This window comes from Enterococcus sp. DIV1767 (assembly GCF_050542585.1).
Taxonomy (GTDB): Bacteria; Bacillota; Bacilli; order Lactobacillales; family Enterococcaceae; genus Enterococcus_D; species Enterococcus_D innesii.
The window spans coordinates 3,202,863-3,219,208 of record NZ_CP172936.1 but is presented as its reverse complement, the minus strand read 5'-3'; the positions used below and the strand labels follow the sequence as shown (position 1 = coordinate 3,219,208).

The following is a 16,346-nucleotide window of genomic DNA, read 5'->3' as shown; positions in this document are numbered from 1 at the left end:
GAGGAAAAAATGAAAGCAAAATTTCCAGATGGATTTTATTGGGGTGGGGCGACAGCTGCCAATCAATTAGAAGGAGCGTATCAAGCGGACGGCAAAGGAATGTCAATCAGTGATCTGCTTCTGGGAGGCGATGTGAACACGCCTCGGCGAATCACCACAGAAATTGAAGAAGGTGCTTTTTATCCAAGTCATGAGGCGATTGATCATTTTCATCGATACAAAGAGGATATTGCTTTATTTGCAGAAATGGGATTTAAGCTGTATCGCTTTTCTATCGCATGGACTCGTATTTTTCCGACCGGTTTAGAGAAAGTACCAAATGAAGAAGGGTTAAAGTTTTACGATGGTCTTATCGCAGAACTAAAGAAGTACGAGATAGAACCGATGGTCTCATTGTCTCATTATGAATCACCGATAGAAATGACAAAGCAGTTTAATGGCTGGGAAAGCAGAGAAATGATTGAAGCATATGAAAGATTCGCCAAGACGGTCATTGATCGCTATCAAGATGATGTGAGATATTGGCTGACGTTCAATGAAATCAATATTTTATCCAGAGATGTAGGGGTGGGTACGTATTTAGGAGGAGGAATGTATCCAAAGGATATTGATGATTTTTTGAATACTAAAAATATCGATAACAGCCAACAGCGGTTTCAGGCGCTCCACCACCAATTCGTTGCAAGTGCCCGAGTGATCAAGTACGCAAAAAGTCTACACAAAAATTTGCACATGGGCTGTATGATTGCCTATCGAATGATTTATCCGTTGTCTTCTCATCCAGAGGATATTCGTTTCGCACAAGAGATGACTAATATCAGTAATTTTTACTGTGGTGATGTTCAAGTGAAAGGTCGCTATCCATATTTTGCTAAAAAGTTTTGGCAAGATAGAGGGATCGATCTTACTATCGAAGCAGGAGATTTAGAAGTACTGAAAGAGGGCACTGTTGATTTCTATACGTTTTCTTACTACCAATCTTCTACTGTGACTAAAGTAAATGATCAAGCCGAAAAGCAAACGGGGAATTTTTTCAATGGAGTTAAAAATCCGCATCTTACAGCGAGTGAATGGGGCTGGGAAATCGATCCATTAGGATTGCGCATCGCGTTAAATCAAATTTATGAACGCTATGAAATTCCCTTGATGGTGGTCGAAAATGGGTTAGGTGCAATAGATACCCTCATTGAAAAAAATGGTGAATATACAGTCGAGGATGATTATCGTATCGACTATTTACGAAGACATATTAAGGCAATGGCTGATGCTATTGCAGATGGCGTCGATCTTATCGGATATACTTCTTGGGGGCCCATCGACCTTGTTTCAGCAGGAACTGGACAAATGGCAAAACGCTATGGGTTTATTTATGTAGACAAGCACGACAATGGGACTGGCTCGTTGGCTCGCTATAAGAAAAAGTCCTTTTATTGGTACAAAAAAGTGATTCAATCAAATGGTGAAGGAGTTAATTAAGATAATCGAAAATTCATTTTTTTACAGAAAAAGCGAAGGCCCAACTGGGCCTTCGCTTTTTGTCACCCGGAATTGGATCGGGGAATGGGGGATTAATTTTGGGTGACTTCTTCGTAAAAAATAGCGTTGCGTTCTGCAATTAGTTGGGTTTCCCTTCGCTCTAATTCGAGAAAGGTTTCGTCTGCCAGCAATTCGGCCGCGGAGTAGCCGGCCGCCAAGAAGTTTTCTGCATAGGTCAATTTTTGATTCGTAATGTTTCTTCGTTGCTCGGCAATGACGAGCAGCTGTTTCACATTCATACACTCACTCCATTCTTATATAAAAAGCAAGTACTAAAAGAGGACAGCTAATAATACTTGCAAGTCAACGGTGAAGGCAGGATATCAATCATGCTCGGCTATTCATAAAAAGAGAAAAACGGCAGGTTCGTTTCTGATTGGTCGTTTTATACGGAAGCTTTGTACTAAGTATAAAAAAATTTCCCCCGTAGTAACAGAACCTAGTCGTTTACATAAAGCAACGATTGGTTTACATTACTCGGACAAGTGGGTGTCACAAGAAAACCAAGCAATTTTTTCCAGAGAAACGGCGGATTTGACGACAAAAAAACCTGCGGCCGCATCAAGCGGAAGCAGGTTTCATGGGCTAGTAGAAATAACTTAAACGGTTTGTTTTGCTGGGCGCAGCAAGACTTCGCTGATCGCCACATGTTGGGGCTGCTGAATGGCATAAACCACTGCATTTGCTACGTCTTCTGGCGTTAGGCTGTTGCCTTCTACGCGAGAGGTTTCTTTCAAGGCTGCTTCTAGTTGAGCATTGCCGACGGTTTCAAACAATTCCGTGGAGACCATTCCTGGAGAGACGATGGTGGAGCGAATGCCATGTTCACGTTCTTCTTGGCGCAAGCCTTCCATAATTGCACGAACTGCAAACTTTGTCCCGTTGTACACGGCAGAACCTGGGTAAATGACATGTCCGGCAACTGAGTCAGTGGCGATGATCAAGCCGTCTTGTTGTTTTTGCATGATGGGCAGCACAGTGCCGATCCCGTTCAATACCCCCATGATATTGATATCCAGCATTTGTTGCCAGCTGTCATAGTTCAACTCTGCCAAGTTTCCTTGAGGCATGATGCCAGCATTATTGAAAAGGACATCAATCCGACCAAAGGAGGTCATAGCTAAATCGATGACTTGTTGGACTTGTCCGCGATTGGTGACATCGGCTGTTTGATACAAGACATTTTCTCCTAGTTTTTCAGCCAGTGCTTTGATGCGCTCTTCACGGCGGGCGGCGATTACTACTTTTGCCCCTTGCTCGGCTAGTTTAACGGCGGTTGCTTCCCCAATTCCTGAAGAGGCTCCCATAATTACGATAACTTTCTCTTTGATTTCTGACATTTGTATTTCCTCCAGTGAATGATTTTTTTCATCGAATCCTGCTACTGCCAATGCCAAACCTGTGACACGATAGGTGATTGACAGTACAGTGCTTGCGGTGTATTTTAATTGTAGAACCTGAAGTTAGGTTTAGGTCAAGGGAGAAACTAAATTTTTTAGGAGCGATGCAAGTGAGTTACTCGATTGGCGAAGTATCACAAACGACTAATATCCCCATCTCGACTCTGCGTTATTACGATCGAGAAGGGATGTTTCCGAAGCTGGCCCGCAGTAATGGCGGCATTCGGGTGTTTTCCGAAAAAGAAGTAGCGACGATCAAAGTGATCGATTGTTTGAAGAATACTGGCATGCCCATCAAAGACATCAAGAATTTCTTGGATTGGGGCGAGGAAGGCGATGCGTCTTTGCAGAAACGGCAGCAGCTGTTTCATGAACGTCTGGAAGAAGTCACAAAGCAAATGGCAGCCTTGCAAGAAACCATGAATACGATCAAATACAAATGCTGGTACTACGATACAGCGATGGCAGCAGGCACCGAAGCGGTAGTAAAAGAGCTACCGCTAGAAGAAATACCAAAAGAAGTCCGGGCATACAAACTGTAAGCAAAGAGAAAAACCACCTGCTGTTTTTGCAGGTGGTTTTTCGATTGTACTAGTTTTGCTGGGAAAATCAACCTTGCCAGTTGCCATTCTCTAATGAAAGACTGACAATCCACGAAAATGGGCTCTGTTATTCAGTAGCGCTACTCAATAACCCCCACTGGAATCAAATAGCGAGGTTCATTTTCCGTCGGCAGTTGTAATAATTCTTTGAGTTCATGATCCGTGAAGGCGCCGATCGGCACAGCACCTAAGCCTAACGCTTGGGCTTGCAAAAGGACGTTTTGGGCGGAATGACCGACTTCGATATAGGCATAGCGTTCGATTCCTCGGTCCCCATAGCGCTCGATCAGTCGTTCATAAACCACTGTATAAAGCAATGTGGCAGGTGCCTGTTGGATCGCTTGCTGATCCAACGATCCTTCCGCCAATGCGGTCCGAAAATCGCCGGCAAGAACTTTTGCTAAGGTATGTTGCTCAGGTTGATACAGATAAAGCCCTGGCTCAAGCCCCGTTACCTGTGTGACCACGACATAGAGATCTAAGGGATACAAGGCACCAGCCGAAGGCGCTGTCCGGCGACCATCTTCTGTAGTGACACCGGCAGCGGCCCATAAAAGCTGTGCCAGCTGTTCTTGTGTTAGCTCAGTGTCTTGAAAATCCCGTTGCGAGCGCCGATTGAAGAGAGCTTCTGCCACGCTGTTTTCCCCGTCTAAGATCGGTTGCGGCAATGGAAAAGTTTCATAGGAAACCGCTGGTTCAAAAGGAGTGACCGTGTCGGTAGTCGGTTGTTCTTCAATCGGTGTCGTATCCGCACTGCAGCCAGTGAGGAGTAAGCCCAACACCAAAAGAGCGCCTAAACGAGCAAAGCGAAATCGTTTGTAACGGATCATGAGGATTCCTCCTTTTTACTATGGACTTCATGTTATTTATAAGTATAACAAGGATTGCTTTTTCATGCGCTTTTATTCACAAATGTGTGAGCAGTGGCAACCGCATCAGCTCAATCAGGTCATAGGGAAAGCAGACTTTTTAATATTTTCTAAAGGCTTTAAAAGTATTGCTATCGAGAAATCGTCTAGATTCTGTTCTGGCTCTTTCAATCAATGATCATTGGAAAAGAGTGTAGCAAATGCCAGAGTGTTATCTAAAGGAAGACAAGCATCATAAGATGGGGAACAACCCTTCGAGGAGCTTTCTGGAATCAATAAAGCCCCCTTGTCTCTTGCGACAAAGGGGGCGGGGCTAACTATTCATTTCTGCGACTTCTTCCTCCATATCAAATTCTAACTGTTTGGCAGCATTGAGCTGGTCGCTATAGTAGCTGGCAAGCTCTTCAGCAGATTGCGGTGTTAGATTGTTGAAGGCAAAAGTCACATAGGAGCCATGATCCTCTAGACAAATCGAATTGATAGTGAAGCGACGCTTATCATCGTAAAAGACGTAACTTTCACCTGGTACGAAGATTTGCTCGGGATGAGTCCGGACACGGAAGCCATTGAAACTCATTTGATACATTTCGAACGTCTTGGCATCATAAGAAAGCTGACGATTGATGGCGATACTCAAGGCTTCACTATCACTTTCGATAAAACGGTTTTTCCCGATCAAAATGGCATAAAACAAGCCATAGAGGTTATAGATCGACCAAATCAAGGTCACGATATAGCCGAATTCATAGCCTTCTCCTCGGTACAAACGATACCCAGCTACCAGACAGGCAAAGGAAATCCAAGTAAAGAGGATGATGTGGGGCAAGACGGTTCGCCAATCAAAGGCGTTGCTGCCGACGATCTCTTTTTTGGTCACGTTGAATTTTTTCTGTGATTTCATAAATTCTTTGATCAATGCCCCAGTGTGGATAGGAGCGACAAAGCAATCATAGATGTGGGAACTTGTCAGGTTCCTGATCTTAGGGACATACAGCCGAAACGACAGGGAAATCATAATGAAAGGCGGTAAAAAGAACAACAGTAATTGGTGATTGTTGCTTCTGACGATAAAGATATCAAAAACCATAAATAAGGTTGGTGCCAATAAAAAGATGATTTTTTGGAAAGAGGTAAACCAATACAAATAGGAGTTGTAATAACAAAGTTTTTGCATAAAAGACAACCCTTTTAACCGGCGCGGTTTGAAGTGGTCAAAAATTTGTTTCGTTCCTTGCGCCCACCGAGTCCGTTGTGAGGTCAGCTCTTTGGCAGTGTAAGGAGTGATCCCCAAGGCATAGGCTTTATTGATAAAAATCGTTTCATAGCCGGCGTCTTGTAAAAGCATCCCGGTCGCCATATCTTCGGTGATACTGCTGGTAGGAACGCCGCCGATCTCTTCAAGGGCACTGCGACGAATGATGGCATTGGTACCGATATGGATCAAAGCATTCTCACGAGAAAGTGCTGGTTCTAGAAAGCGCATGAATAATTCCTGTTCGTTGTACATGGATTTGCGCAGTAATTGAAAGGGATCTTTGTTATAAAATGTTTGTGGATATTGCACCAATGCGACTTTAGGATTGCGGAAATAGTCGACAGCTTCAAAAATAATGTTCTTTTTGACGATAAAGTCAGCATCCAGAAGCAAAATCAAGTCACTGCTGGTTTGGGACAAGGCATAGTTGATATTCCCAGCTTTGGCATTGGCATTTCCTTCGCGGGTCAAATAGCCGAGATTCATTCGCTCGGCCATTTCTTTTAGTTCCTCTCGATGGCCATCATCGCAGATATAGATTTTTTTATTGGGGTATTTCAAGGCTTTGACAGCTAATGCTGTGGCGATCACCAGCTTGATGTCTTCATTGTAAGTGCAGATAAAAGCGGCGACACTTGGCAAGAATTCTTCTGCTTCATCCCCCTCGTAGCGGTATTCTTTTGAGAGCTTATTGGAAAAAAGGTAAACAAAAAAGCCATAGACAAATAAACCAATGACTTCCGCAATATAGAGAATGATCCCAAATACTAGTGAAGCAGAACTATCAATCGGGATCGTGAAAAATAAACGCCAAACCAAGTAAATAAGCAGAAAAGCAATCGTGATCTTCGAAAACAGCTGTTTGATGCGATTATTTTTCTTTGCCAGGAAATACAACAAGAAAATGACCAAAAACAACCCAGATAAATAAACCAATTCCAAACCAATCTCCTCCTTTGTTATACTAAAATAGTAATAAGTTTTTAAAAATAAATCAAAGTAAACGATTGCATGTTTTTTAACATGTAAGAAAGAAGAAGGAGGACAAGTACGAAGAAGCGAAAAAAAGGCCATACAAAAACCCTCCAGCAACGAATTGCTGGAGGGTTTCATTTAATTGGCAGCTGCCAATGCTGCTTGGTTTTGTTTGGCATGATAGGCTTCCACGTCTAAGATTGCTTGTTTGAACATTTCTCGCGTGATCTCATAAGGCACGTGGACGATGTCATTGGTGGTCATTGCTTTGTCTAAGATTGCCTCAAGGTCGCTGGTGGTGTTAAGACCCATATCAGCTAAGCAAACCGGCAGTTTGTTTTCCTTCATAAAGGCGTAGATGCGCTGGAAGAGGGCTTCTTGCTGATCGAGCTGCAACAAGGCCAAAACGCCGTAACTAACGGAAGCACCATGTAAATAGTCTTCCATTTTTTCCAAAACGGTCGTTCCGTAGTAAAAGGAATGGGCAAGGGCGGAGTTGTAATCATTGATGACTAAGACGGAAACTAAGCCGGTAGTCACGATGATATCCAAGACGACTTGCTCAATGGCATAAGATGGCTGATTGGCGGCACTGTCCTTCAAGGCTTGTGTGCCGTATTGCAATAAGCGTTCCGTGCACATTTTGCCGATTTGGATGCCTAACCCATCGGTGTAGTCTAACTGATCGCCCCGCGCTGAAAACGTCGATTCGATCTCTTTGGAGAGGGCATCGCCGATTCCTGCCCATAAGTACTTATCGGGGGCCTGGGCGATGATCTCACTGTCGATAAAGGCATGGGTCGGCGGTTGCGAAGGGAAAAACAGCCCTTGCATCTCGCCGTTTTCTTTATAGATGACACAGACCGCGGTGACTGGTGAGCAGTTGGAGCCGATCGTTGGAAAGGTGAAGACTGGTTTGCCTGCTTTTTCTCCAACCACTTTGACGGTATCGCAAACGCGGCCGCCGCCAACGGCGAATAGAACATCGGCGGCTTGGACGCTTGGATTGGCTAACAGCTGATCGACGTTTTCATAGGTCGAGTTGCCGCCGTACCACAAGGTATCCGTCACTTTGACTTCTGACGTTAAACCGGCTTTGATCTTGTCTTCGGCTTTTTCAAGGGCGGTTTTTCCGCCGATGATCACGGCATTGGTGCCGTATGGTTTTACGATGTCATTTACTTTTTCGTAGGCGTCCGCCCCGATTGTGTAGTTTGGCAAAAAGATACTTTGACTCATACTGTTTTCCTTCTTTCTTGGCCACGAGATTGGCTAAAATTGGTCCGGTAATTTGATGGATCACCATGCCGACTGCGGCAGGGGTAACGGCTGCAGCAATGGCGGCAAAGTGGGCATTGGCTAACGAGATCGCTAGGCCGGTATTTTTCATTCCTAATTGAAACATGATGGATTTGGCTTGGGTGGCACTGACGCCCATCACACGGCTCAGACCATAGCCTGCACCGTAGCCAATCAAGTTATGGAGCAAGACTAAGAAAATCACGATCAAGCCAGATTGGACGATGACGGCACCGTTGCGAGCGACAGTTCCGGCAACGATCAATAAGATACTAACGGAAGAAATCAACACAAATGATTGCAGAAATCGCTCGATGTGCTTGGCAATGAGTTTGTGGACGATCACCCCTAAAATGATCGGCAAAAGCACCATCTGCAAGACAGACAAGAGCATTTCCCAGAAGGAGATCTCAGTATACTGACCAGCCAAGACGTAAACCAAAAAGGGGGTAACGACGGTCGCTAACAAGGTCGATACCGTGGTCATAGAAACGGTGAGGGCGACATCGCCTTTGCCGATAAAGGTCATGACATTGCTGGCGGTTCCACCAGAAACGCAACCTAGTAGGACAAACCCGATGATCAAACCGGAAGAAAGACCAAACAGCTGCGCTAAGCCGTAAGCCACCAAAGGACTGATGGTGAACTGGAAAAGCACTCCTAAGATGAATGCTTTGGGCTGTAAGACGACCATTTTAAAAGCAGCAACATTTAAAGTCATCCCCATACAAAACATGATGATGCTCAGAAGAATCGTTGTACGAGGCGGAATCCATAAGAAGGGTTGCGGGAAGAAATAAGAGACGATCATCAATAAAATCATGATATAGATCAAATACTTGTTTACAAAAGCAGCGATCGTGTTGACGGTTTTCATAAGAAAAAATCATCCTTCCTTTTTCTGCTTGACCAATCAAGTGTTCAAACAGAAGGGGTCTTTAGAATAAGTGCAGTGCATAACCGCGGGGAATCGGCAGCAGTTGTTCAATGAGCGTTTGGGATCTATCTGACATCAATGTGTCAGCTTGCAAAAGGCCGCTTTCTTGAAAATGGGTATAAAAAAACACTCCATCTCAAGAAGCTGTTCTTCTTTTTGGATGCAATGTGAATAGGGACTCTTTGAATGTATAAAATCAAACAGTCCCGACTATAATAATAAAATAATTCGTTTGCTAACATTGGTGCGGGTCATATACGCCACCGTCCTTTTCTTTATTTGGAATTTTCTAAATATTTAAATTATTTCTATCTAGTCTACAAAAGAGTCAAGGCTTTGTCAATCGTTTGAGAAAATTTTTTTCATTTTTTTTGGTGTTTTTTTAAAAACATGGGTTTCTATGGGGAAAAACAGCAAGAATTGGTTTGTGCTGTGCCTTTTTCCCTTTCGTTTAGGAACAGAATAGTTGTTGGATTTTGGTTTTTGTCCTACGATGATACTAGCAAGAGTTGGAAAAAGAATCGAGAGGAGCAAAGAAAATGAAAATTTTTGTCGTTGGTGCTACTGGACGAGTAGGTCAAAAATTGATCGACTTTCTAGAAAAACAAGGACACATCGTTTATGCTGGTGCGCGCAGCAGTGAGAAAATCACAGAAACGGAGACGATCAAGCCCGTGTTCTTTGATTTACACACGGAACCGGCAGAGATGGCGGCCAAATTCGCAGATGCGGAAGCGGTATACTTCGTGGCGGGTTCCCGAGGCAAAGACTTGTTGCAATCCGATCTGTATGGTGCCGTCAAAGTTATGCAAGCCGCCGAATCAAAAGGAATCAAACGCTACATCCACCTTAGCTCAGCCTATGCCTTAGAACCTGAACAGTGGCAAAGGGAAGGCATGGCGTCATTGATGGATTACACGATCGCCAAGTTTTTCTCTGATCGCTGGCTGATCGACAACACCGCACTAGACTATACGATTTTGCAGCCGGGTGCGTTGAAAGAAACTCCAGGATCTAGTTTGATTGAGATCAGTGAAACGACCTCTGGTGCGATCCCGATCGAGGATGTCGCCGTCTTGTTAGGTGAAATGCTGGAACGTCCAGCAACCTATCAAAAAGTCATCAAAGTCCAAGCTGGGGAAACACCGATCAGCGAGGCACTGGATCAGCTTTAAGGCGAGCCTTTGGGAGCTTGAAGAGAATGTACTGAAGGAGCTGTACGGCAATGAATCGTTGTCGTGCGGCTTTTTTTCGTAAAAACTTTGAGATGCCCCTTCATTGCTATGAAAGCGATGACTCTTGACTTTGGAAAAATAGTTTGTTACGCTTATTGCTAACTTTAGAGGGGGTGGTAAACGAATGTCAAGCGACTCGAGTGACGGTGAGCAGAAACACTATTTTGACTTACCTTACTTTTTAATTGAATAGGAGACCAACAACAGCGCGTTATTTAGGAGCAGTTTCTAAATAAGGGGCTTATTTGTGTTATCCATCAATGAAAAAAGAAAAGGAAGAAGAATAAATGAATAAAAAAGAGTTTCAATTATCAGTGTCAGAAACAATCGAACAGTATCAGGTGCCCTCAATCGAACAAGGATTAGATGAGGCGCAAGTAACCGAGCGGTTAGAAACCTACGGATTGAATCAATTAGCGGTCAAAAAAATCGCCAAGTGGCGTTTGCTGCTGCGGCAATTCCATAACACGATCATCTACATTTTGATTTTCTCCGCCATCTTAACGCTGCTGATGGGGCATTTCTCTGATGCCGTGATCATTGGCATCGTCGTACTGGTCAATGCGTTGATCGGTTATTACCAAGAAGCCAATGCTTCCGATGCGTTAGAACGGATTAAAGAGATGCTATCAGCAGAAGCCACGGTCTACCGGAATGGGATTCGGCAAGATATTCCAGCTGCCGAAGTCGTTCCGGGGGATGTCGTATTTTTAGAAGCTGGCGACAATGTGCCTGCGGATCTGCGGATCATCGAAGCGGACAACTTGCGTATCCAAGAATCCGCCTTGACTGGTGAAGCCGATTCGGTGGAAAAAATAACAGATGCCTTAGTGGATGAAGCAACCCCATTAGCGGAACAACGGAATTTGGCATTTGCTTCGACGTCCGTGACGTCAGGAAGTGGGAAAGGGATCGTGATCGCTACTGGCGCGAATACTGAGATCGGGAAAATCTCAGCTGAAGTCAATCAAACAGAAGAACGAAAAACGCCGTTAATGAAAGAGATCGATGGACTGGGGAAAGGCATCACCTATGTGATCATGGGCGTGGCGGTCTCGCTGTTTATCGTCAGTTTGTTCCAGCAAACCTATGCGATCTCTGTCCTGTCCTTAGCCGTCGTCACCATGATCGTCGGCTCGATCCCAGAAGGATTGCCCGCAACGACCTCGGTGGTTTTGGCGATGGGTGTCAGTGATATGGCAAAAAACAAGCACACCATCATCAAAACACTGCCGGCGGTTGAAACGCTAGGCTCAGTGGATGTGATCGCGACGGATAAGACCGGTACCCTGACCAAAAATGAAATGACAGTTAAAGACATCGTATTGGCTGAGCAGGAATACGAAGTGTCGGGTGACGGCTATGCGCCTGTGGGCGTGATTCGTCCAAAGCAAGAGGGCGTCTACACGCAAGACATCTTGCAGTTGTTTTTGGAAGCTGGTTACGAAGCCAACGATACGGTACTGGTCCCAGAAGGAAATCACTGGACGATCAATGGGGAACCAACAGACGGCTCCTTTTTGACGCTGTATCATAAGCAATTTGCCTATCCGCAAGCACCTGCTTACCAAGAGCTGGATATGCTGCCCTTTGATTCGGACAACCGCTACATGGCGAAACTAGTGGTAAACCCTGCGGGGGAACGCTTGCTATTTGTTAAAGGCTCCCCAGATAAATTGTTTGAAATGGTGCAAAAACAAGCGGCGCCTTTTGATGAAGCCTATTGGACAGGCCATGTCCGCCGCTTGTCGGCAGAAGGCAAACGGGTGGTAGCGGTGGGCTATCAGAAAGTTTCGATTGATCACATTGATGAAACGATTTTTGAGCAAGGGCTGCAATTACTAGGGATCGCCGGGATCATCGATCCGCCGCGAGAAGAAGTGATCGCTTCCCTGAAGGAAATGAACCAAGCCGGTGTTCAAGTAAAAATGATCACGGGGGATCACCCTCTGACTGCCAAAGCGATTGGGGAAAAGCTTGGTTTAGCTGATGAGATTCACGTCGTGACTGGTGCCGAGTTGGATCAGATGAGTGAAGCCGAATTTCAGGATGCTGCCTTGACGAATCAAGTCTTTGCACGAACCACGCCGAAAAATAAATTGGACATTATCAGAGCGCTACAAGCCAAAGGTAAAGTCACGGCGATGACAGGGGACGGGGTCAACGATGCCCCTGCGTTGAAGCGGGCGGATATCGGTGTAGCGATGGGGATCAGCGGCACGGATGTAGCCAAAGACTCTGCTGATATGATCTTGACCGATGACAATTTCGGTACAATGTCCTTAGCGATTCGCGAAGGACGCAGGATCTATGACAACATCAAAAAGAGTATTCTGTTTCTGTTGCCGACATCTTTTGCCGAAGGGCTGATCATTGCCTTTACGATCATGATGCAAAAAGAATTGCCACTGCAGGCGACACAACTGCTGTGGATCAACATGGTTTCTGCTATTACGATCCAGTTTGCGTTTATCTTTGAACCAGCAGAGTCTGGGATCATGAACCGCAAACCGCGAAAGACAGGCAATAAATTGTTGAATCGCCACGATATTTGGCAGATGGCGTATGTATCGATCTTGATGGCAGTCATCAGTTTGATCGCCCATGACTGGCTCTTGCTGCAAGGCGTCAGCGAAGCCGTTGCCAGTACCATGATGGTCAATATCGTGGTCTTGAGTAAGATTTTCTATTTGTTCAACATCCGTACCAGTGCACCAGCATTTTCTAAAGCTTCCTTCACCAATCCAAAAGCGTTCGTGATCATTGGTGTGATGCTGGTTCTACAACTGTTATTGACCTATGTTCCATTTATGCAAAGCGCCTTTCATACTGAGGACATGTCCTTGATTGGCTGGGTCATCTCAGCAGCTTCTGGGATGGTCGTCTTACTCGTGACGGAGTTCGATAAATGGCTTCGTTCGAGAAAAAATATTTAACCTAGGTTTTCTCGTATTTTTTTACAGGCAAAATCACCTTGCTGCAGCTTAGGAAAATGGCGGAACGACAAGGGATTTCTGCTGTCGTTGTTTTGGAGTTGCCAAAAGAAAAAGCCAAGAGGAATTCCTATCGGCTCGTGATCAGGCCTATTGACAAACAAAAATGGTCGGGCTAAAATGCACATGAATTGAATAGTATTCTTCGGGGCAGGGTGTAATTCCCGACCGACGGTGACAAGTACAATGCTTGAAGTCCGTGACCCGCATAGCTATGCGGTGGAGCCAGTGTGAATCTGGCACCGACAGTGAAAGTCTGGATGGGAGAAGAAAAACCACAAAATTTCAAGGGGCGCAGTGCGTCTAAAATTGATTTTTTGCCGGTCTTGTTTGTCTATGCCTCGTGAGATTCTCACGAGGCATTTTTTTATTGAAAGGAGGAAGGAAGATGCATAACGAATACATGCGTTTGGCGATCGCAGAAGCCAAAAAAGGGCGTTACCAAACCTTTACCAATCCGCTAGTGGGCGCTGTGATCGTCAAAGAGCAACGGGTCATTGCCAAAGGGGCTCACTTAGTCTATGGGCAGCCCCATGCGGAACGAAACGCCATCGAACAATGCCATTCCTCCGAAGACCTAATCAATTCGACTTTATACGTGACATTAGAACCTTGCAACCATCAAGGAAAACAGCCGCCTTGCACCCAGCTGATCATTGACAGCGGCATCAAAAAAGTAGTCGTCGGCCAGTTAGACCCTAACCCGATCGTGGCTGGACAAGGCAAGCAATTTTTAGAAGAACGGGGCATCGACGTGTTGGTGGGCATCGAAGAAACAGCGGTGCGCCGTTTGAATCCACACTATAATTTTTACCATCAGCATCAGCGACCATACGTGGCATTGAAGCAAGCGATCACTTTAGATGGTCGGATCGCTCATGATGCGTTAACCCGCATTGCCATCACTGGTTCAGCGGTTTGGCAAAACGTCCATCAAGAACGTGGGGACTATCAAGGGATCTTAGTGGGCAGTCAGACGGTGTTGACGGATGATCCCACCTTATTGACCACGGTTGAAACCAGCTTTCCGCCGATTCGCATCGTGTTAGACCGTCGGGGGCGAACGCTGTCGCAACCCGATTTGGCATTGTTTGCCGATGATTCGGCACCTGTGTGGATTTTTACGCAGCAGACAGTTGTCAGCGACTTGCCAGCGCATGTGTCAGTGATCCAGCTGGAAGAGTTGACGATCGCTGCATTGTTGAAGGAGCTTGCCACACGACAGGTCCAATCGCTTTACGTAGAAGGAGGCGCTGCGATCCATGATGCCTTTTTAGCCAGCGGACTGTGGCAAGAAAGCATTACCTATGTGGCACCAAAGTTTCTTGGGGGCAATAGTCTCGCTAGTTTTGCCAGCGAACGTACCCCGAAACAGCTGCAGCAGCTAACAGAGGTGATGGTGACGGCAGTTGGGGAAGATGTTTGCATCCGAGGAAGGAGACTAGAGGAATGTTCACAGGATTGATTCAGGAAAAAGGCCGCATCAAAGAGATCCGCAAGCAAAGCCGCACGATCCAGCTAACCTGCAGTGCGTCCGAAGGATTACTGGCGGATTACCAGATCGGAGACAGTATGGCGATCAACGGGACGTGTTTGACGGCGATCGCCAAACAAGCGACGACGTTTACGGTGGATATCATGCCAGAAACCTTTCAACGTACGACCTTTAAACAACTCTCGGTGGGTGCCGAAGTCAATTTGGAACGAGCGATGGCAGCAACGCAGCGTTTTGAAGGCCACTTTGTCGCTGGCCACATCGATGTAACGACCCGTTTGATCCAGAAAAAGCAGTTGGAAAATGCCTTGATCTTGACATTTGCTTACCCCACCAGTGTGCAAGGGGAAATCATTCCGCAAGGGTCGATTGCGATCAATGGCGTCAGTTTGACGGTCACCCAGACGACGGCACAGGCCTTTTCCGTTAGCTTGATCCCCCATTCCAAAGACCAGACGACGCTGGGGCAGTTGAAACAAGGGGAGTGGGTCAATATCGAGACGGATATGATTGGGAAATATGTCAAATACCAACGAAAATGAAAGAAGGCAGACGATGCATAAAGTAGAACAAGCAGTGGAATGGTTAAAAAAAGGCGGCTTAGTGATTGTCGCCGATGATGAAAATCGGGAATCAGAAGGAGATTTGATTGGGATCGCTGAATACGCAACGCCAGAAGCCGTCAATTTTATGGCGACTTATGGCCGCGGCTTGATCTGTGCACCCATCTCACAAGCGATCGCTGAAAAGCTGGCATTGCCTGAGATGACCGCCAATAATACGGATGCCTTTGGTACCGCGTTTACCATCAGTGTCGATCACGTGATGACGAGTACGGGAATTTCTGCGAAAGACCGGGCAGTGACGATTGAAAAGTTGGCTGATCCTGCGTCACAGGCTGCGGATTTTTATCGCCCTGGACATATCTTCCCATTGACCGCTCAACCTGGCGGCGTGTTGGAACGCAGAGGACATACAGAAGCGGCTGTGGATTTAGCGAAGCTTGCTGGCAGCGTGGAAGCAGCCTACATTTGTGAGATTTTAAATGAAGATGGCACGATGGCTCGGGTCCCAGAATTGAAAAAATTAGCAGAAAAATGGCAGCTGCCGTTTTTGACCATTGATGAGTTGGCGGAATATCTACGAGGAACTGCACCTATAACGGTGGATCTGCCAACGGCTTATGGGGCGTTCCAATTGACCTTATTTGAAGATGAATTCGGCAATGAACACCTTTTACTAGCCAAAGGCGAGATTCAACATACTACCGAGCCGCTGTTACTACGGATCCATTCAGAGTGTTTAACAGGCGATGTCTTCGGCTCTCATCGCTGTGATTGTGGCGAACAGCTGCAAGAAGCGATGCGGCAGATCGAAGCAAAAGGCCGTGGTGCGATTTTGTATCTACGCCAAGAAGGCCGCGGTATTGGCTTGCGGAACAAGCTCCGTGCCTACCAGTTGCAGGAACAAGGATTGGATACGTATGAAGCAAATATTGCATTGGGTTTTGCAGCAGATGCTCGTCATTACACGTTTGCTGCCGATGTTTTACGTTCCTTAGAAGTGCAGGAGATTCAACTGATGACCAATAACCCTGACAAAGTGAAGGAATTAGAAAGCTTAGGGATCAAGGTAGCAGAACGGGTTCCGCTGGAGATGCCCGCGCATAAAGAAAACAGCAGCTACTTGAAAACGAAGAAAGAAAAGTTTCACCATTACCTATCTATTTAATCAACCAAAGGAGAATGAG

The 16,346-nt window shown here is 45.8% G+C and carries 13 protein-coding genes and 1 riboswitch; of the genes, 7 read left to right on the top strand and 6 right to left on the bottom strand.

Annotated features, from left to right (window positions below):
• Positions 1-9 precede the first annotated feature (9 nt).
• Entirely contained in the window at positions 10-1,476 is a 1,467-nt protein-coding gene (locus IGI78_RS15270; RefSeq protein WP_195266281.1) for a glycoside hydrolase family 1 protein, read from the top strand.
• 92 nt (positions 1,477-1,568) lie between these two features.
• On the opposite strand, the gene IGI78_RS15265 is transcribed toward IGI78_RS15270, so the two are convergent.
• Together IGI78_RS15265 and IGI78_RS15260 are read right to left on the bottom strand one after the other, a co-directional pair.
• A complete protein-coding gene (locus IGI78_RS15265) occupies positions 1,569-1,775 on the bottom strand; it encodes a hypothetical protein (protein ID WP_016620287.1) in 207 nt (68 codons plus the stop codon).
• A gap of 360 nt (positions 1,776-2,135) precedes the next feature.
• On the bottom strand, positions 2,136-2,876 hold the full coding sequence (locus IGI78_RS15260) for an SDR family oxidoreductase (protein ID WP_368255688.1): 741 nt from the start codon (positions 2,874-2,876) through the stop codon (positions 2,136-2,138).
• Between the two features lie 164 nt (positions 2,877-3,040).
• On the opposite strand from IGI78_RS15260, the gene IGI78_RS15255 reads away from it, so the two are divergent.
• Positions 3,041-3,478 carry a MerR family transcriptional regulator gene (locus IGI78_RS15255; RefSeq protein ID WP_368255690.1) on the top strand — a complete coding sequence of 146 codons (438 nt, stop codon included), beginning with the start codon at positions 3,041-3,043 and terminating at the stop codon, positions 3,476-3,478.
• Between the two features lie 140 nt (positions 3,479-3,618).
• Here the strand turns inward: IGI78_RS15255 and IGI78_RS15250 are convergent, their stop codons facing one another.
• The 4 genes from IGI78_RS15250 to IGI78_RS15235 form a co-directional block, all read right to left on the bottom strand.
• Complete coding sequence (locus tag IGI78_RS15250; protein WP_368255692.1) at positions 3,619-4,368, bottom strand: SagB/ThcOx family dehydrogenase; 750 nt, start codon at positions 4,366-4,368, stop codon at positions 3,619-3,621.
• 352 nt (positions 4,369-4,720) lie between these two features.
• On the bottom strand, positions 4,721-6,604 hold the full coding sequence (locus IGI78_RS15245; protein ID WP_077454110.1) for a glycosyltransferase family 2 protein: 1,884 nt from the start codon (positions 6,602-6,604) through the stop codon (positions 4,721-4,723).
• Positions 6,605-6,775: 171 nt separating this feature from the next.
• Complete coding sequence (locus IGI78_RS15240; protein WP_368255694.1) at positions 6,776-7,876, bottom strand: iron-containing alcohol dehydrogenase family protein; 1,101 nt, start codon at positions 7,874-7,876, stop codon at positions 6,776-6,778.
• Complete coding sequence (locus IGI78_RS15235) at positions 7,812-8,813, bottom strand: bile acid:sodium symporter family protein (RefSeq protein WP_008380241.1); 1,002 nt, start codon at positions 8,811-8,813, stop codon at positions 7,812-7,814. Before IGI78_RS15235 ends, IGI78_RS15240 begins: the two co-directional genes overlap by 65 nt.
• Positions 8,814-9,412: 599 nt before the next feature.
• On the opposite strand from IGI78_RS15235, the gene IGI78_RS15230 reads away from it, so the two are divergent.
• The 5 genes from IGI78_RS15230 to ribB all read left to right on the top strand — a co-directional run bounded on the left by IGI78_RS15230 (position 9,413) and on the right by ribB (position 16,327).
• Positions 9,413-10,048: an NAD(P)H-binding protein gene (locus IGI78_RS15230; RefSeq protein ID WP_368255697.1), complete on the top strand. Its 636-nt coding sequence runs from the start codon at positions 9,413-9,415 to the stop codon at positions 10,046-10,048.
• Positions 10,049-10,395: 347 nt separating this feature from the next.
• Positions 10,396-13,044: an HAD-IC family P-type ATPase gene (locus IGI78_RS15225; protein ID WP_430618129.1), complete on the top strand. Its 2,649-nt coding sequence runs from the start codon at positions 10,396-10,398 to the stop codon at positions 13,042-13,044.
• A 194-nt stretch (positions 13,045-13,238) separates the two neighbouring features.
• Positions 13,239-13,377, top strand: a riboswitch (FMN riboswitch).
• Between the two features lie 112 nt (positions 13,378-13,489).
• Positions 13,490-14,566 (top strand): bifunctional diaminohydroxyphosphoribosylaminopyrimidine deaminase/5-amino-6-(5-phosphoribosylamino)uracil reductase RibD, encoded by a 1,077-nt coding sequence (gene ribD / locus IGI78_RS15220; protein ID WP_430618128.1) that lies wholly within the window; start codon positions 13,490-13,492, stop codon positions 14,564-14,566.
• On the top strand, positions 14,551-15,138 hold the full coding sequence (locus tag IGI78_RS15215) for a riboflavin synthase (protein ID WP_086291552.1): 588 nt from the start codon (positions 14,551-14,553) through the stop codon (positions 15,136-15,138). The genes ribD and IGI78_RS15215 overlap by 16 nt, the downstream gene beginning before the upstream one ends.
• Positions 15,116-16,327 (top strand): 3,4-dihydroxy-2-butanone-4-phosphate synthase, encoded by a 1,212-nt coding sequence (gene ribB / locus IGI78_RS15210; RefSeq protein ID WP_086332740.1) that lies wholly within the window; start codon positions 15,116-15,118, stop codon positions 16,325-16,327. The genes IGI78_RS15215 and ribB overlap by 23 nt, the downstream gene beginning before the upstream one ends.
• The last annotated feature ends 19 nt before the right edge of the window (positions 16,328-16,346 follow it).